15 protein-coding genes are annotated in these 15,665 nt (G+C 71.6%); 9 read left to right on the top strand and 6 right to left on the bottom strand.

What is annotated here, in order from left to right; translation table 11 throughout:
* Positions 1-111 precede the first annotated feature (111 nt).
* Together ACH5AC_RS21280 and ACH5AC_RS21275 are read left to right on the top strand one after the other, a co-directional pair.
* Positions 112-1,641: a S8 family peptidase gene (locus tag ACH5AC_RS21280; RefSeq protein WP_398863520.1), complete on the top strand. Its 1,530-nt coding sequence runs from the start codon at positions 112-114 to the stop codon at positions 1,639-1,641.
* A 142-nt stretch (positions 1,642-1,783) separates the two neighbouring features.
* The gene (locus ACH5AC_RS21275) at positions 1,784-3,151 is read left to right on the top strand and encodes a CoA transferase (RefSeq protein WP_398863519.1); all 1,368 of its coding nucleotides are present in this window, start codon (positions 1,784-1,786) and stop codon (positions 3,149-3,151) included.
* Positions 3,152-3,287: 136 nt separating this feature from the next.
* Here ACH5AC_RS21275 and ACH5AC_RS21270 read toward each other — a convergent pair whose 3' ends face one another.
* Positions 3,288-3,956 (bottom strand): lysoplasmalogenase, encoded by a 669-nt coding sequence (locus ACH5AC_RS21270; protein WP_398863518.1) that lies wholly within the window; start codon positions 3,954-3,956, stop codon positions 3,288-3,290.
* Complete coding sequence (locus ACH5AC_RS21265; RefSeq protein ID WP_398863517.1) at positions 3,953-4,822, bottom strand: sterol desaturase family protein; 870 nt, start codon at positions 4,820-4,822, stop codon at positions 3,953-3,955. Before ACH5AC_RS21265 ends, ACH5AC_RS21270 begins: the two co-directional genes overlap by 4 nt.
* 493 nt (positions 4,823-5,315) lie before the next feature.
* Between ACH5AC_RS21265 and ACH5AC_RS21260 the strand changes: the two genes are divergently transcribed.
* The 3 genes from ACH5AC_RS21260 (at position 5,316) to ACH5AC_RS21250 (ending at position 7,490) form a co-directional block, all read left to right on the top strand.
* Positions 5,316-6,317: a DEDDh family exonuclease gene (locus tag ACH5AC_RS21260; protein WP_398863516.1), complete on the top strand. Its 1,002-nt coding sequence runs from the start codon at positions 5,316-5,318 to the stop codon at positions 6,315-6,317.
* Between the two features lie 101 nt (positions 6,318-6,418).
* A complete protein-coding gene (locus ACH5AC_RS21255) occupies positions 6,419-6,652 on the top strand; it encodes a hypothetical protein (protein ID WP_398863515.1) in 234 nt (77 codons plus the stop codon).
* Positions 6,653-6,701: 49 nt separating this feature from the next.
* Positions 6,702-7,490, top strand: a complete 789-nt coding sequence (locus ACH5AC_RS21250; protein ID WP_398863514.1) for an SURF1 family protein — start codon at positions 6,702-6,704, stop codon at positions 7,488-7,490.
* 36 nt (positions 7,491-7,526) lie between these two features.
* Here the strand turns inward: ACH5AC_RS21250 and ACH5AC_RS21245 are convergent, their stop codons facing one another.
* The 4 genes from ACH5AC_RS21245 to ACH5AC_RS21230 form a co-directional block, all read right to left on the bottom strand.
* Positions 7,527-8,480, bottom strand: a complete 954-nt coding sequence (locus ACH5AC_RS21245; protein WP_398863513.1) for a hypothetical protein — start codon at positions 8,478-8,480, stop codon at positions 7,527-7,529.
* Between the two features lie 135 nt (positions 8,481-8,615).
* On the bottom strand, positions 8,616-8,804 hold the full coding sequence (locus tag ACH5AC_RS21240; RefSeq protein WP_398863512.1) for a YbdD/YjiX family protein: 189 nt from the start codon (positions 8,802-8,804) through the stop codon (positions 8,616-8,618).
* On the bottom strand, positions 8,801-10,954 hold the full coding sequence (locus tag ACH5AC_RS21235; protein WP_398863511.1) for a carbon starvation CstA family protein: 2,154 nt from the start codon (positions 10,952-10,954) through the stop codon (positions 8,801-8,803). Before ACH5AC_RS21235 ends, ACH5AC_RS21240 begins: the two co-directional genes overlap by 4 nt.
* A gap of 77 nt (positions 10,955-11,031) precedes the next feature.
* Positions 11,032-11,250 (bottom strand): DUF3311 domain-containing protein, encoded by a 219-nt coding sequence (locus ACH5AC_RS21230; RefSeq protein WP_398863510.1) that lies wholly within the window; start codon positions 11,248-11,250, stop codon positions 11,032-11,034.
* A gap of 168 nt (positions 11,251-11,418) precedes the next feature.
* Between ACH5AC_RS21230 and ACH5AC_RS21225 the strand changes: the two genes are divergently transcribed.
* Genes ACH5AC_RS21225 through ACH5AC_RS21210 form a run of 4 tightly spaced genes read left to right on the top strand, consistent with a single transcriptional unit; the run spans position 11,419 to position 15,662 of the window.
* On the top strand, positions 11,419-12,957 hold the full coding sequence (locus tag ACH5AC_RS21225; protein WP_398863509.1) for a sodium:solute symporter: 1,539 nt from the start codon (positions 11,419-11,421) through the stop codon (positions 12,955-12,957).
* Positions 12,954-13,544 (top strand): RNA polymerase sigma factor, encoded by a 591-nt coding sequence (locus tag ACH5AC_RS21220; RefSeq protein ID WP_398863508.1) that lies wholly within the window; start codon positions 12,954-12,956, stop codon positions 13,542-13,544. The genes ACH5AC_RS21225 and ACH5AC_RS21220 overlap by 4 nt, the downstream gene beginning before the upstream one ends.
* Entirely contained in the window at positions 13,541-13,840 is a 300-nt protein-coding gene (locus ACH5AC_RS21215) for a hypothetical protein (protein ID WP_398863507.1), read from the top strand. The genes ACH5AC_RS21220 and ACH5AC_RS21215 overlap by 4 nt, the downstream gene beginning before the upstream one ends.
* 34 nt (positions 13,841-13,874) lie before the next feature.
* Positions 13,875-15,662, top strand: coding sequence for a glycoside hydrolase family 15 protein (locus ACH5AC_RS21210; protein WP_398863506.1), 1,788 nt, complete (start codon positions 13,875-13,877; stop codon positions 15,660-15,662).
* Positions 15,663-15,665: the final 3 nt, after the last annotated feature.

The following is a 15,665-nucleotide window of genomic DNA, read 5'->3' as shown; positions in this document are numbered from 1 at the left end:
CTGGCCACGGACCTCGGGAGATAGCTTCGAGCCTGCACTACTCGTCATGTACCTGCCCGAGCACCACCTGTGTCTCGGGCCGGTTCCGTTTCCGGATGATGTGGAGACCCCATGGCTCATCTGCCTTCCAGACGCCGTCTCGCTCTCGCGGTGCCCGTCGTGCTGTCGCTGACCGCCTCCCTCGGCTTCCTGCCGGCGGCGGCCACGGCGGCCCCGAACGCGGCCTCCGCCTCGCAGGCCGCCGAGGCCGGCACCCTGACGTACGTCGTCAACACGAAGGTGGACCACCGCACGATCGGGTCGGTGAAGAAGGCCATCGCCAAGGCCGGCGGCACGGTCGTGACCACGCACGACAGGATCGGTGTGATCGTCGTGCACTCGGCGAACCCGACGTTCGCCGCGCAGATACGAGCAGTGCCGGGCGTGCAGTCGGCGGGCGCGACCCGTACGGCGCCGCTTCAGGCGGCGGCGACGACCGATGTGGGCGCCGTCCAGCTGCTGTCGGACGCGCAGGCCGCGAAGACCCGCAGCGTCTCCGCCGCGACCGAGGGCAGCGAGCCGCTCGAGGCCGACCAGTGGGACCTGCGGGCGATCGGCGCCGACAAGGCCGCGCAGATCAACCCCGGCAGCGCGAAGGTCACCGTCGCGGTCATCGACACGGGTGTCGACGACACCCACCCGGACCTCGCGCCGAACTTCTCCGCGTCCCAGTCGGCGAACTGCGTCGGCGGTGTCGCGGACACCAGCGAGGGCGCCTGGCGGCCGTACACCGCGGACGACTACCACGGCACGCATGTGGCCGGTTCGATCGCCGCGGCCCGCAACGGTGTCGGCGTGGCCGGTGTCGCGCCGGGTGTGAAGGTCTCCTCCATCAAGGTGAGCGAGCCGGACACCAGCCTGTTCTACCCGGAGGCCGTGGTCTGCGCGTTCATGTTCGCCGCCGACCGCGGTGTGGAGATAACGAACAACAGCTATTACATCGACCCGTACCTGTACAACTGCAAGGACGACCCGGACCAGAAGGCGGTCGTCGACGCGGTCAACCGGGCCCAGCTGTACGCGACGAAGAAGGGCACCCTGCACATCGCGTCGGCCGGCAACTCCAACCACGACCTCGGCTCCGACGCGATCGTGGACACCACCAGCCCGAACGACACCACGCCGGTGGAGCGCACCATCGACCCGTCCGAGTGCCTCGACCTGCCGACCCAGCTGCCCGGCGTGGTCACGGTGAGCGCGACCGGCGTCAAGAACGAGAAGTCGTTCTACTCGACGTACGGTTACCCCGTCGTGGACGTCGCGGCGCCGGGCGGCGACTCGCGCTACCAGCTCCCGGACACTCCGTCGAAGAACGGCCGGGTGCTGTCCACCATGCCGAACGGCGAGTACGGCTTCCTGCAGGGCACGTCGATGGCCGCCCCGCACGCCGCGGGCGTCGCCGCGCTGCTGAAGTCGAAGCACCCGTGGGCGAGCCCGGCGCAGCTTCAGTGGCTGCTCAAGGCGCAGGCGGACAACCCGGGTTGCCCGGAGTCGTACGACCAGAACGGCGACGGCACGCAGGACGCGACCTGCGAGGGCACCAAGCGGGTCAACGGCTTCTACGGCTGGGGCATCGTCAACGCGCTGCGTGCGGTGAAGTAGGCGTAGTGGCGCAGTAGTTGCCTTTTCGGGGCCGGGCGGGTCGACCGCCCGGCCCTTTGCGTTGCGCCGGCCTGCCTGTCATGACCGATACACGGACCTCTCCCGCCATATATTGATTGAATCAATAATGCATAGTGAAGTCATGACTGGAATCAAGTTCGCTTGGTCGGAGCTGGGCGGCGATCCCGTCCTCCTCACGCGCGTGTCGGCCGTGCCCCGTGAGGGCGCGCTGCCGGCCCGGCTGCCCGTCCGGGAGCTGGCGCGGGCCTGCGTCGGCGCCTGTGCGCTGGCCGCCGCCGAGCTGGGGGCGCTGCGGGCCGGGCTCGCGCGGGTGCCGGGGGTGCGGGTGGACGACGGGGCGGTGGCCACGTCCTTCACGAGTGAGCGCCATCTGCTGGTCGACGGGCGGGCACCGGAGGTCTTCGCGCCGCTGTCGCGCTTCTGGCGGACCGCCGACGGCTGGGTGCGCACCCACGCCAACTATCCCCACCATCGCGCACGGTTGCTGCGTGCCCTGGGCGTCCCCGAGGATCCCGGCGCGGTCGAGGCGGCCCTGAAGGAGCGTTCCGCCCTGGAAGTCGAGGAGGCGGTGTACGCCGCGGGCGGTCTGGCCGTGGCGCTGCGTACGCCCGAGCAGTGGGCCGCGCACGGACAGGCGGCGGCGCTCGCCGGGCGGCCGCTCGTCGAGCGCGAACGGGTGACCGCCGCGCCCCCGCGGGTGCTCCCGCCCCTCGACGGCACGCCCCTGCTGCCGGCCGCGGGGGTACGCGTCCTGGATCTGACCCGCGTCATCGCGGGCCCCGTCGCCACCCGCACGCTGGCCCTGCTGGGCGCGGACGTACTGCGCGTGGACCCGCCGCAGTTGCCCGAACTGCCCGACCAGCACGCCGACACGGGCCTTGGGAAGCGGTCGGCCACCCTGGACCTGAGAACCGACCGGGCCGCCTTCGAGGAACTGCTCGCCTCGGCGGACGTCGTCGTCACCGGTTACCGGCCGGGCGCCCTGGACCGCATGGGCCTCTCCCCCGAGGCGCTGATCGAGCGCAGGCCCGGGCTGGTCGTGGCGCAGGTGTCGGCGTGGGGTGCGCACGGGCCGTGGGGCGGGCGGCGCGGCTTCGACAGCCTGGTGCAGGTCGCCACGGGCATCGCGGCCATCGAGGGGTCACCGGAGCGCCCCGGCGCCCTCCCCGCCCAGGCGCTCGACCACGGCACCGGCCATCTCCTGGCGGCCGCCGTGCTACGGGCGCTGACCGAGCGGTCGTACGAGGGCCACGGGCGGGTCCTGCGGGTGGCGTTGGCACGGACGGCTGCTTGGCTGACGGACGGGAGCCTGACGCCGGTGCGGGAGAACGCGGGTGCGTACGACGGCCCGGAACCCTGGCTCGCCCAGACCGACGGCCGGATCGGGCGGCTGCGGTACGCGCTGCCGCCGGAGTCCTTCGAGGGAGGGCCCGCCGACTGGTCGCGGCCGCCGGGGCCCTGGGGCGGGGACCGGGCGTGCTGGGCGTGATCGTGGTCCGCTGGGTGGTGCAGCCCGGCGGCTGTGCTTCGTGGGCCCGCCGTGATGTTCGCCTTGCAGCGCGGGCGTCGGGCGGCGGGTCAGCACGTGCTGGAGCGAGGGGTACCGGCGCTGCCCGCCGCCGCTCTCAGGGGCTGGTCGCGCGCAGTTCGCCGGACGTCGCGGTGGGCGCGGGCTGTTGGCCGAGGGCGCCTCGGGCCAGCAGGAGCTGTCCGGCGGCGTAGGTGAGCATGATCCAGAAGTCGGGGCGGGGCGGCTGTGGCCAGTCGGCGACGCCGGTGGCGATGAGGGTGTCGGAGAGCAGGAACAGCGCGCCGCCGGCACCGGCGATGAGGCCCAGCCGTGCGGCGGCCGTCCAGGCCATGGCGGTGAGGAGGGCGCTGTAGCCGGCGACCGGGATGCGGAGGTCCGCCGGGAGGTCCGGCCACAGGAAGGCGAGGGTGAGGGCCAGGGCGGCGGCGTAGCAGCCGAGGAGAACACCGGCACGCGCGCGTAGAGGGCCGCCGCCGCGCGTGAACAGCACCAGGTAGCAGACGTGCCCGGCGGCGAAGCAGGCCATCCCGGCGAGGAAGGCGGGCTCGGCGTCGAACAGGAGCAGGATGTCGCCGCCCCAGCCGCACAGCAGGGCGGCGACGAGGAGCCTGGGCGCACCCTGCCGCGCCGCCCAGGCGGCGAGCAGCGGCATCAGGAGGGGCTTGGCCACCTGGTGACCGGGCTCGAAGCCGACCGCGAGGGAGCCGAGATCGGCGGCGGTCGCGAGGCCGAAGGCGAGCAGCAGGGCCCGGTCGGCTCTCACGCGGCCACGGTCTTCTCGGCCGGGTCCGACGCGGGCGCCGCCGGCTGCCAGCCCGGCCCGCGGAACACGCGCCCGGCGCGCTCACGCCAACTACGTGCTTTCTTGAGGTCCCTGGCGATGGCCATGTACTCATGGGTGGCCACCTTGATCGGGTTGAACGTGTTGATGTTCTTGGTCAACCCGTAGACGGGCCGGTCGACCTCGGGCACGAACGACCGGAACACCCGGTCCCAGACGATGAGGATGCCGCCGAAGTTACGGTCGAGATAGCCGCCCTGCGAGGCGTGGTGCACCCGGTGGTGGGAGGGCGTGTTGAACACGAACTCGAACCATCGGGGCATCTTGTCGATCCGCTCGGTGTGGATCCAGAACTGGTAGACGAGGTTGGCCGAGGAGCAGAAGGCGAGCGCGGCCGGGTGGACACCGGCGGCGACGAGCGGGACGTAGAACGGCCAGACGGTCAGGGAGGTCCAGGGCTGGCGCAGCGCGGTGGTGAGGTTGAACTTCTCGCTGGAGTGGTGGACCACATGACAGGCCCACAGGATGCGGATGACGTGATGGCCGCGGTGGGACCAGTAGTAGAAGAAGTCCTGGGCGAGCAGCATCAGCGGGACCGTCCACCACAGGACGGGGACGCGCAGCGGGGTCAGTTCGTAGATCGCCGTGTAGATCGCGACGACGGGGATCTTCCACAGGAAGTCGAAGGCGAGGCTGCCGAGTCCCATGGTGACGCTCGTCGCGGCGTCCTTGGTGTCGTACCCGGCCGCCTCCTCGTCGGGATGGATCCGGACACTGATCATCTCGACCACGGTGAGCAGCACGAAGGCGGGTATCGACCACAGCACGACATCGGGCAGGTTCGGCATGAGGGCACCGTAGAACCCCTGGTCGGCCGCGACTAGACGTTGTTACCGACAAGTATTACCGGCGGTATGCGCTTGCTTGTTGGCGATCTCCGCCAAGGGAGACCGGAGGTCGGCGGAGTCGCCCTCGTGGCATGGCAGTTGACTTCGCCGTAACCGCTCAGCCGTTCGGGCCCAGTGCCGCGCGGTCTGCTTGCTGCGACTCCACCACCCTGCCTGGTACCAGAACGGCAAGGGTGCTGCGCGCTTCATGCCGCAGCGTGCGGCGCCGAGATGGCGGAGAGGAGCCCGATCGTCATCGGGCACGCACCTTTCTTCCCCCGTTCGGCGCGCCAAGCGCGAAGCGCGGCGCGGGCGTTGATGCGTTTCCTCTCCACCATACGCGTGCCGTCAACACCCCCGTCCACTGAGCCTCCGTCAACCAGCGGAGCTGTTTCTCGTCGAGGCAGGGGCGTGGGCGGTGGGGTGTCGGTTGTGGCCCGTATCCTCAGGGACCATGCTCGAAGACCGTACGACCGCAGCGTCCTCGCCCGCCTCGTGGCCGGCCGCGTATCCGCAGGGGTACGCGGTCGTCGACGTGGAGACCACCGGGCTGGCCCGGCACGACCGGATCATCTCGGCGGCCGTGTACCGGCTGGACGCGCGCGGCGAGGTCGAGGACCACTGGTACTCGCTGGTGAATCCGGAGCGGGATCCGGGGCCGGTGTGGATCCACGGACTGACGAGCGAGGTGCTGGAGGGCGCGCCGCTGTTCAGGGACATCGCCGGGGAGTTCGCGACGCGGCTGGAGGGCCGGGTGCTGGTCGCGCACAACGCCGTGTTCGACTGGCAGATGATCGCGCGGGAGTACGCGCGCGCGGAGTGCGAGGCGCCGGTGAGGCAACGGCTGTGCACCATCGCGCTCTCGAAGGAGCTGGGGCTGCCGCTGCCCAACCACAAGCTGGAGACGCTGGCCGCGCACTTCGGCGTCGTCCAGCAGCGGGCGCACCACGCGCTCGACGACGCGCGTGTGCTGGCGGAGGCGTTCCGGCCGAGCCTCAGGGCGGCCGCGGCGGGCGGGGTGCGGCTGCCGCTGCACGAGTGCCGGCCGCTGACGGAGTGGCAGGACGGGCCCGCGGCACCGGTCATCGGCCGGCAGCCCGGTGGGTACGGGGGATACGGCGGGTATCGGCCCAGTAGTTGGCGGCCTTCCCGCAAAAGACCCGCATGCCCTTATCCCAACCCAGGGCGGTACGAAGACGGCAAAAGGCTCAAGCAGGGCATGCGGGTCGCCTTCTCGGGGGACACCTCGGTCGAGCGTGAGCTGCTGGAGGACCGCGCCACCGAGGCCGGCCTGCATGTCGCGACCAGCCTGTCGCGGCTGACCAGCCTGCTGGTCACCAACGACCCCGGCTCGGGCACGTCGAAGGTGGTCAAGGCGCGGCAGTTCGGCACGCCCGTCGTCGACGAGGCCGCGTTCGGGCAGCTCCTGCGGGATGTCGAACCGGCGGACGAGTGAGCCGTACGTACGGGTGAGGCCCCCGTCCCTCCGGGTGATTGCCGCACGACTCGCCCGCCGCCCGCTCGCCCGCCCCGCGGCGACGGCCCACCCTGTGGCGCATGGCGAGATGCGAAGTTTGCGGCAATGACTACGGCATGACCTTCGAGGTCCACGCGCAGGGCGCGGTGCATGTCTTCGACTGCTTCTCCTGTGCGATCCACCGCATGGCCCCCATCTGCGAGCACTGCCGGGTGCAGATCATCGGGCAGGGCGTCGAGGTCGAGGGCCACTGGTACTGCGGGGCCCACTGCGCACGGGCGGAGGGGAAGGTGGGGATCGTCGACCGGGTCTGACCCGGTACCCGCCCACTCGCACCCCATGGCCGGGAGGTACGGTCATGGGGTGTACCGCTTCCTGTTGTCCCGGCAGTGGGTGATCCTCACGCTGGTCGCCCTCCTCCTCATCCCCACGATGATCAGGCTGGGCTTCTGGCAGATGAGCCGCTACGAGGAGCGCACCGCACGCAACCAGCTGGTCGCCGACGCGCTCGCCGCCGAGCCGGTGCCCGTGGAGTCGCTGACCTCCCCGGGGCACGCCGTCACCAGCGACCAGCGGTATCGCCGGGTGACCGCCGAGGGGCGTTTCGACGCCGAGCGTGAGGTCGTCGTCCGGCGGCGTGTCAACGCGGACGAGACGGTCGGCTTCCATGTCCTGACCCCGTTCGTCCTGACGGACGGGAAGGTGGTGCTCGTCAACCGCGGCTGGATCCCCGCCGCCGCCAGCCAGACCGCGTACCCGAAGGTCCCCGCCCCACCCAGCGGCGAGCTCACCGTCACCGGGCGGCTGATGCCCGACGAGACCTCCGCGGCGAGCGGCATCAAGGACCTCCAGGGACTGCCGGACCGGCAGATCATGCTGATCAGCAGCGAGCAGGAGGCCCGGCGCCTCGGCGCCGAGGTGCTCGGCGGGTATCTCGTGCAGACCGCTCCCCAGCCCGAGGACGGCACCCCGCAGCTGATCGGCAAGCCCGGCAACGAGGACGCCGCGCTGAACTACGCGTACGCCGTCCAGTGGTGGCTGTTCGCGGCGGGCGTCCCCATCGGCTGGTTCGTCCTGGCCCGCCGTGAGGCCCGGGAACGGGCCCGTGCGGTCGCGCCGGAGGAGACCGAGACGACACCGGCCCCGGTGTAGCGTCCCGGGCCCGGCGCACACCACCGGCGCCCCCTCTCACCTCCCGTGCCGGCGGGTCAGCTGGTCCCGCCAGTAGACGAAGCTGCGCTCCGGCTCGGGCAGCAGGTCCCACGGGTGGCGGGTCATGTGGCGGCCGATGCGCTGGAAGACCTGGCCCGCCTCGGCCTGGCGGTGGGCGCGGGTCAGGGCGAAGGCAAGGATGTTGAGGTCGCTGACGGCTTCGGCGTGCGGTGCGACGGCGGTGTGGAACCAGCGCGCGAGGGCCATGTCGATCTCCCGGACGGCCCTGGGTTCGTTCCAGTGACCGCTCGCGCCGAGCGCGGCGACACGCGTCCGATCCTGGCGGTGGGCGACGAGTTCCACGCGGGCGGCCACCGGCAGCAGGGCGACCGGGGATCCGTGCGGTGCCTGGAAGGCGGCCTGCCAGGCGAAGTCCATCATGTCGGGGACCGCGCCGTGTCCGCGCGGGGACAGGTACCGCAGCATCAGGTGGTAGGCCGTCCGGTGCCACGGGGCGCGGTTGACGGCCTGGGTCCACACCGGCACGGCGTCCCGCACCGGTACGGCGCAGGAGTGCATCAGGGACAGCAGCGCCAGCCAGGGCGACGGGTCCTCGGGGCAGGCCGCGGCGGCGCGCAGACAGGTCTGCTCGGCCCGGCGTACCGCGGAGTGTCCCCCGGCCGGGGCGCGGGCCGCGTGGACGAAGGCACGCAGGACCAGGGCGTCTGCGTCGTCGGGGCGGTCGGCGGTCCATCTCTCGGAGACCGCGACCGGCAGGCCCTGGGCGAGGACGGAGACTCGGTGGATACGGCGGTCCCAGTCGCGTCCGGTGGCCCGGAGCAGCTCGGCCACGGGTTCCCACGCGGCGCTGGTGCGGCCCGCTCCGAGGCCGTGGAGCTGTGGGGTGGGGCGGAGTTCGCGCAGGGTTCTGTGCAGGAGGTCGTCGTCGAGTTCGGGGCGGATCAGCAGGGGTGGTCGGCGTCTCAGCATCTGTGTCTCGCCGTGGTGGTTCCGCTTGTGGGCGACTGCAGGCGGTCGGTGGCTCGGTGGCGCAGTTCCCCGCGCCCCTGGAGGTACGTCCTGTGCACGTACTCGAGAGGCGCGGGGCTGCATCGGTGGACTGCGTCAGCAGCAGCGGCTCTGCGGATGCTCCTCGCGGTGCAGGGTCCGCAGTACCTCGTACTCCCGCCGGGTCGGGAGCGGGGCGTGCGGGTGGTGACGTCGGTGGCGCTCGCAGTAGCGGTCGTACTCGGCCTCCCCGGTCAGCTCCCGCAGATACCAGCGCACGGTCCCGGCCCACCGTCGGACGTTCACGACCGGACACCCGCCAGCGGCTCACCGGCCTGCTCCGGGACGTCGATGCGGGACTCGACGTACGGCACTTCCGTCGTCGGCAGCGGCTCGGTGGAGCGGACGGCGCGGACGCAGACCACGGCACAGTTGACCAGGACGATGAGGACCAGCAGGAGGAAGACGGCCATGAGCACGCCGTCGACGGTGTTGTTCAGCACGATCTTGTGCATGTCGTCCATGCTCTTGGCGCCGGGCAGGAGCTCACCGGCGTCGATGGCCCGGGCGTACTTGTCCCGCAGGGCGAAGAAGCCGATCTTCGGGTCGTCGGAGAAGATCTTCTGCCAGCCGGCGGTGAAGGTGACGGCCACGTCCCAGGCCAGCGGGACGCCGGTGACCCAGGCCCAGCGCAGTTTGCCGTGCTTGACGAGGAGGGTGGTGGTGACGGCCAGGGCGACCGCGGCCAGCAGCTGGTTGGCGATGCCGAACAGCGGGAAGAGCTGCCGGATGCCGCCGAGCGGGTCGGTGACACCGGCGTAGAGGAAGTAGCCCCAGGCGCCGACGACCAGGGCGCTGGTGATCCAGATGCCGGGCTTCCAGGTGACCCGGCCGATCGGCTTCCAGACGTTGCCGAGCATGTCCTGGAGCATGAAGCGGCCGACGCGGGTGCCGGCGTCCACCGTGGTGAGGATGAACAGCGCCTCGAACATGATGGCGAAGTGGTACCAGAACGCCTTCATCCCGGCGCCGCCGAGCACTCCGGCGAAGATCTCCGACATACCGACGGCCAGGGTGGGCGCACCACCGGAGCGGCCGACCAGCGTCTCCTCCTCGACGGCCGCGGCCGCCGCGGTGAGCTGGTCGGGGGTGATGGTGAAGCCGAGGTTCTTCACCGCCTCGGAGGCGGTCTCCACGGTCGGGCCGAGCAGCGCGGCCGGGGAGTTCATCGCGTAGAACAGGCCCGGTTCGAGGACGCAGGCGGCGATCAGGGCCATGACGGCGACGAAGGACTCCGTGAGCATGGAGCCGTAGCCGATCATCCGGACCTGGGACTCCTTCTGGATCAGCTTCGGAGTCGTACCGGAGGAGACCAGGGCGTGGAAGCCGGACAGGGCGCCGCAGGCGATGGTGATGAAGAGGAACGGGAAGAGCGACCCGGCGAACACCGGTCCTTCGCCGGTGGAGGCGAACTCGGTGACCGGCTCCGCCTTCAGCGTCGGGGCGGCGATCAGTACACCGACGGCCATCAGGGCGATGGTGCCGACCTTCATGAAGGTGGAGAGGTAGTCCCGCGGGGCGAGCAGCATCCACACCGGGAGCACGGAGGCGACGAAGCCGTAGCCGATCAGGCAGAAGACCAGCGTCTCGGGGCTCCAGACGAAGTACTCGGCGAGTGAGGAGTCCTGGATCCAGCCTCCGCCGACGATCGCGAGCAGGAGCAGGGCGACGCCGATGACACTGGTCTCCACCACCTGTCCCGGCCGCAGGTAGCGCAGGTAGAAGCCCATGAAGAGGGCGATGGGGATGGTCATGGAGACCGAGAAGGTGCCCCACGCGGACTCGGCGAGCGCGTTGACGACGACCATCGCGAGCACCGCGAGGAGGATGATCATGATGGCGAAGACGCCGATCAGAGCGGCGGCGCCGCCGACCCTGCCGATCTCGTCCCGGGCCATCTGGCCGAGGCTTTTGCCGTCCCGGCGCATCGAGAGGAACAGGACGATCATGTCCTGCACCGCGCCGGCGAAGATCACTCCCACGATGATCCAGATGGTGCCGGGCAGATAGCCCATCTGCGCGGCCAGCACCGGGCCGACCAGCGGACCGGCGCCGGCGATCGCCGCGAAGTGGTGGCCGAACAGCACCCGCTTGTCGGTGGGGTGGTAGTCGACGCCGTCCTCGAGCCGTTCGGCCGGGGTGGCCCGGGTGTCGTCGACCTGGAGGACCTTGCGGGCGATGAACCGCGAGTAGAAGCGGTAGGCGATCGCGTACGAACCCAGGGCGGCCACGACCAGCCAGACGGCCGAGATCTCCTCGCCACGAGACAGGGCGAGCACGGCCCAGCCGAGGGCGCCGACGAGGGCGACGGCACTCCAGATCGCGACCGACTTCGGGGACATTCGTGACTTCTCCGGCGCCTCGCGACCGGATTCGGGCATGGCTGATGTGGGCATGGCGGCTCCTGAGCTGAACAGGTGGGCTAAGCAGGGGTGAAGCAGAAACAGGGATGACGTAGATGGGGAGCTACGGCTCAGCGATGTCGATGTCGGTCCGACAGCGCGTACGCGGCGAGCAGGCAGAGGCCGCACCCCGGCACCCAGGCGAGCTGGTACCAGTAGAAGAACGGCGTCCCGGCCAGCCGCGGATCGGCACCGGCGTACCAGGGGACCCACAGCAGACCGGCGGCGGGTGCGAGGAGCAGTACGGCGATCGCGACGCGCCGTAGCCGATGATGACCGGTCCGTGCCATGACCTGCGCTCCTCTCCCGCTCGCTGTGGGTTCGTGCAAGAGTTGCCCACCCGCGGGATCCGGTTGACAGCGAGTTTCCAGGAATTTTCCCGCCGGTTCCGTGTCATCCTTTCCGGCCACTCGCGCAACTCTCGCGCGAGGGCACAGGCACACCAAGGACGGTGACCCATGGCCGACGGCGCCATGACCGCGACGTTTCTCGCCGTGATCGGCGGAGCGTCGCTGCTCGCCGTCACCGCGCGGCGCCTGCACCCGAGCGACCGGCTGCCGTCCCTGGAGGGCTGGGCGCTGGCCGACCGCAGCCTCGGTCCGGTGTGGACCTGGCTGCTGCTCGGCGGCACGATCTTCACCGCGTACACCTTCGCCGCCATACCGGGACTGGCGTACGGCAGCGGCGCGCCCGCCTTCTTCGCGGTGCCGTACACCGTGATCGTCTGCCCGCTGGCCTTCGTGCTGCTGACCCGGCTGTGGACCGTGGCCCGCGCGCACGGCTATGTCACGGCGGCCGACTTCGTGCGCGGCCGGTACGGCTCACCGCCGCTGGCCCTGGTGGTCGCGCTGACCGGGATCCTCGCGACGATGCCGTATCTCGCGCTGCAGCTGCTCGGCATACGTGCGGTGCTGGCGGCGGGGGGCCTGTATCCGCGGGGCGCGGCCGGTGATCTGGTGATGGTGGCCCTGTTCGCCGGGCTGGCGGTCGCCACCTACCGGCACGGGCTGCGCGCACCCACCGTCATCTCCGCGCTCAAGGCCGTGGCCGTCTTCGTCTCACTGACCGCGGTGACCTGGCTGGTCCTCGATCGGCTCGGCGGCCCCGGTGGGGTCTTCGACGGCGCGGCCGAGCGCCTCGGCGGCCCGGCGCTGCTCCTCACCCCCGAGCAGCAGCCCGCCTACGCCACCCTCGCCCTCGGCTCGGCCCTCGCCCTGCTGATGTACCCGCACGTCCTCACCGCCGGTTTCGCCGCCGACGGCCCGCGGACACTGCGCAAGGTGTCCGTGGCCCTGCCCGCCTGGACCGGGCTGCTCGCCCTCTTCGGCCTCCTCGGCATCGCGGCCCTCGCGACGGGCGTCCGCGCCCCGGACGGCGGCGCCGAGGCCGCCGTGCCGATGCTGGTCGACCGGCTGATGCCGGCGCCACTGGCCGGGCTGGTGTTCGGCGCGATCACCGTGGGGGCGCTGGTCCCTGCGGCGGTCATGTCGATCGCGGCCGCCACCAGCTTCGTCCGCAACGTGTACGTCGAGTACGTCCATCCGACGGCCACGCCCAAGCGGCAGGTACGCATCGCCAAGGCGGTGTCGCTCACCGCGAAGGTGGGCGCGGTGGCGTTCGTGTTCGGGCTGCGCGACCAGGACGCCATCAACCTCCAGCTCCTCGGCGGGGTGTGGATCCTGCAGATCTTCCCGGCCGTCGCGGTGGGCCTGTTCACCGGGCGGCTGCATCCGCGGGCGCTGCTCGCCGGGTGGGGCGTGGGCATGCTGGCGGGGACCTTCATGGTCGTACGGGAGGGGTTCTCGCCGATCGTGGCCCTCGGTTCCGGGCCGGAGATCTACGCCGGTCTCGCCGCCCTCGTACTGAACCTGCTCGTCGCGGTGGCCGCCACCGCGGCCCTGGACCGCCTCGGTGTGCCGCGCGGCACCGACGCGACCGACCTACCGTCCCGCCTGAGGGTCAGGCGGCGCCCCGAGACGGGAGCGAACAACCCGTGAGACGCAGACAGAACTCCCCGGCCGTGCTGCCGACGGTGCCACAACCCGCCGCCGAGCCCCTCGCCCCGACGCTGAGCGACCCGGACGAGCTGGAGCGGGAGGCCGGCCTGGCGCGCCTCTTCGAGCTGCACTACTCCTCGATGCTGCGGCTCGCCGTGCTGCTGGGCGCCGACGATCCGGAGAACGTGGTGGCCGAGGCGTACTACCAGATCTACCGCAAGTGGCGGCGGCTGCGGGACGTCCAGGCGGCGGAGGCGTATCTGCGCTCCACCGTCTGCAATCTGACCCGGATGCGGATACGTCACCTCCAGGTCGCCCGGCGGCACGTGGAGAGCCCCCCGACCCCACCGGAGGAGATCGTCGCCTCCGCCGAGAGCACCGCGCTGCTCCGCGACGACCAGCGCGTCCTGATCGACGCGTTGCAGCAGTTGCCGGCCCGGCAGCGCGAGGCGCTGGTGCTGCGGCACTGGCTGGGACTGAAGGAGGGCGAGATCGCCGCCGCGATGGGCATCTCCTGCGGCTCGGTCAAGACCCATACGGCACGCGGCATCGCCGCCCTGAGCCAGGCGATGGAGGCCCGGCGATGAACGACACCGGTCACACCAGTGCGGACCGCACCGAGCGGGAACTGCAGGAAGCCCTCGCCGCGCTCGCCGACGGGGTGCGGGCCGCCCCCGACGCCTACCGCACGGCGCGCGGCGAGTGGCTGCGCCGCGAGCGCAGACGGCGGCTGGTCCTCGCCGTCCTCATCATCGTCGTCTTCGCGCTGGCCACGCTGATCGGGCTGTGGGTGCTCAACCAGGCGCCCTCGGAACCCGGCGTGATCTTCTCGGGCACGGGCGACGCCGCCCACGGCATCTCACTCCCCCGGCCGCACCCCTGATTGCTCCCTCGGCGCGCCGGGAACCCGCTAGTGCGTGCATCCCCGCATCGAGGACTACGCCCTGATCGGCGACGAGCAGACCGCGGCCCTGGTCGGCAGGGACGGATCCGTCGACTGGCTCTGTCTGCCCCGGTTCGACTCCGGCGCCTGCTTCGCCCGGCTCCTGGGCGACGAGAACCACGGCCACTGGCGGATCGCCCCGAAGGACGCCGACGGGCCCTGCACCCGCCGCGCCTACCGCCGCGACACCCTCGTCCTGGACACCGAGTGGGAGACCGCCGAGGGCGCGATCCGGGTCACCGACCTGATGCCGCAGCGCGACCGCGCGCCCGACCTGGTGCGGATCGTTCAGGGGCTGCGCGGCCGGGTCACCGTGCACGGCATGCTCCGGCTGCGCTTCGACCACGGTTCGATCGTGCCGTGGATGCGCAGGGCCGACGGCCACCGCATCGCGGTCGCCGGCCCCGACTCGGTCTGGCTGCGCAGCGAACCGGAGGTGCCCACCTGGGGCGAGGACCTGTGCACCCACTCCGAGTTCACCGTCGCCGAGGGCGAGCGGGTCGCGTTCGTGCTCACCTGGCACCCCTCGCACGAGCCGCGCCCACCCCTGGTCGACCCGTACGAGGCGCTGAGCCACAGCGTCGACGACTGGCGGGCGTGGGCCGCCCCCTGCCGCTACGACGGCCCCCACCGGGACGCCGTCGTCCGCTCCCTGATCACCCTCAAGGCCCTCACCTACGCCCCCACCGGCGGCATCGTCGCCGCCGCCACCACCTCCCTGCCGGAGGAGATCGGCGGCGTCCGCAACTGGGACTACCGCTACTGCTGGCTGCGCGACTCCACCCTCACCCTGAGCGCCCTGCTCCGCGCGGGATACCAGGACGAGGCCGCCGCCTGGCGCGACTGGCTGCTGCGCGCCGTCGCCGGCGACCCGGCCGACCTGCAGATCATGTACGGCCTCGCGGGCGAGCGCCGGCTGCCGGAGGTGGTGCTGGACTGGCTGCCCGGCTTCGCCGGCTCCACCCCCGTACGCACCGGGAACGCGGCGGTGAAGCAGCTGCAGCTCGACGTCTACGGCGAGGTCATGGACACACTGGCCCTGGCCCGCGCCGCCGGTCTGCCGCCGAAGGCGCATGTGTGGGCGCTCCAGGTGGAGCTGATGACGTGGCTGAGCGAGAACTGGCGGCAGCCGGACGAGGGGCTGTGGGAGGTGCGTGGCGGCCGCCGCCAGTTCGTGCACTCCAAGGTGATGGTGTGGGTGGCCGCCGACCGGGCGGTAGGGACCCTGGAGCAGTGTCCGGAGCTGCCCGGCGACCTCGACGGCTGGCGGGCGCTGCGTGCGGAGGTGCACCGCGAGGTGTGCGACAGGGGCTACGACGCCGACCGCAACACCTTCACCCAGTCCTACGGCTCCGCCGAACTGGACGCCGCCCTGCTGCTCATCCCCCGCGTCGGCTTCCTGCCGCCGGACGACCCCCGGGTGATCGGCACCGTCGACGCGGTCCGCGCCGAGCTGAGCCATGACGGGCTGCTGCGCCGCTACAGCACCGACGGCACCACCGTCGACGGCCTGCCCGGTTCCGAGGGCGCCTTCCTGGTCTGCTCGTTCTGGCTGGCGCACGCGCTGCACATGACGGGCCGTACGAAGGAGGCCCGGGCCCTGTTCGAACGGCTGGTGGGTCTGGCCAACGACGTGGGGCTGCTGTCGGAGGAGTACGACCCGGTGAGCGGCCGGCAGCTGGGGAACTTCCCGCAGGCGTTCAGCCACATCGGTCTGGTGAACACCGCCCTCGCCCTGTTCGGGGACGACCGGGCAGGATAGGGA

The sequence above is a fragment of the Streptomyces sp. NPDC018693 genome (assembly GCF_044391385.1).
In the GTDB taxonomy this organism is placed as follows: domain Bacteria; phylum Actinomycetota; class Actinomycetes; order Streptomycetales; family Streptomycetaceae; genus Streptomyces.
Note: the sequence above shows the minus strand (reverse complement) of the source record. Positions and strands in the feature narration are given on the sequence as shown.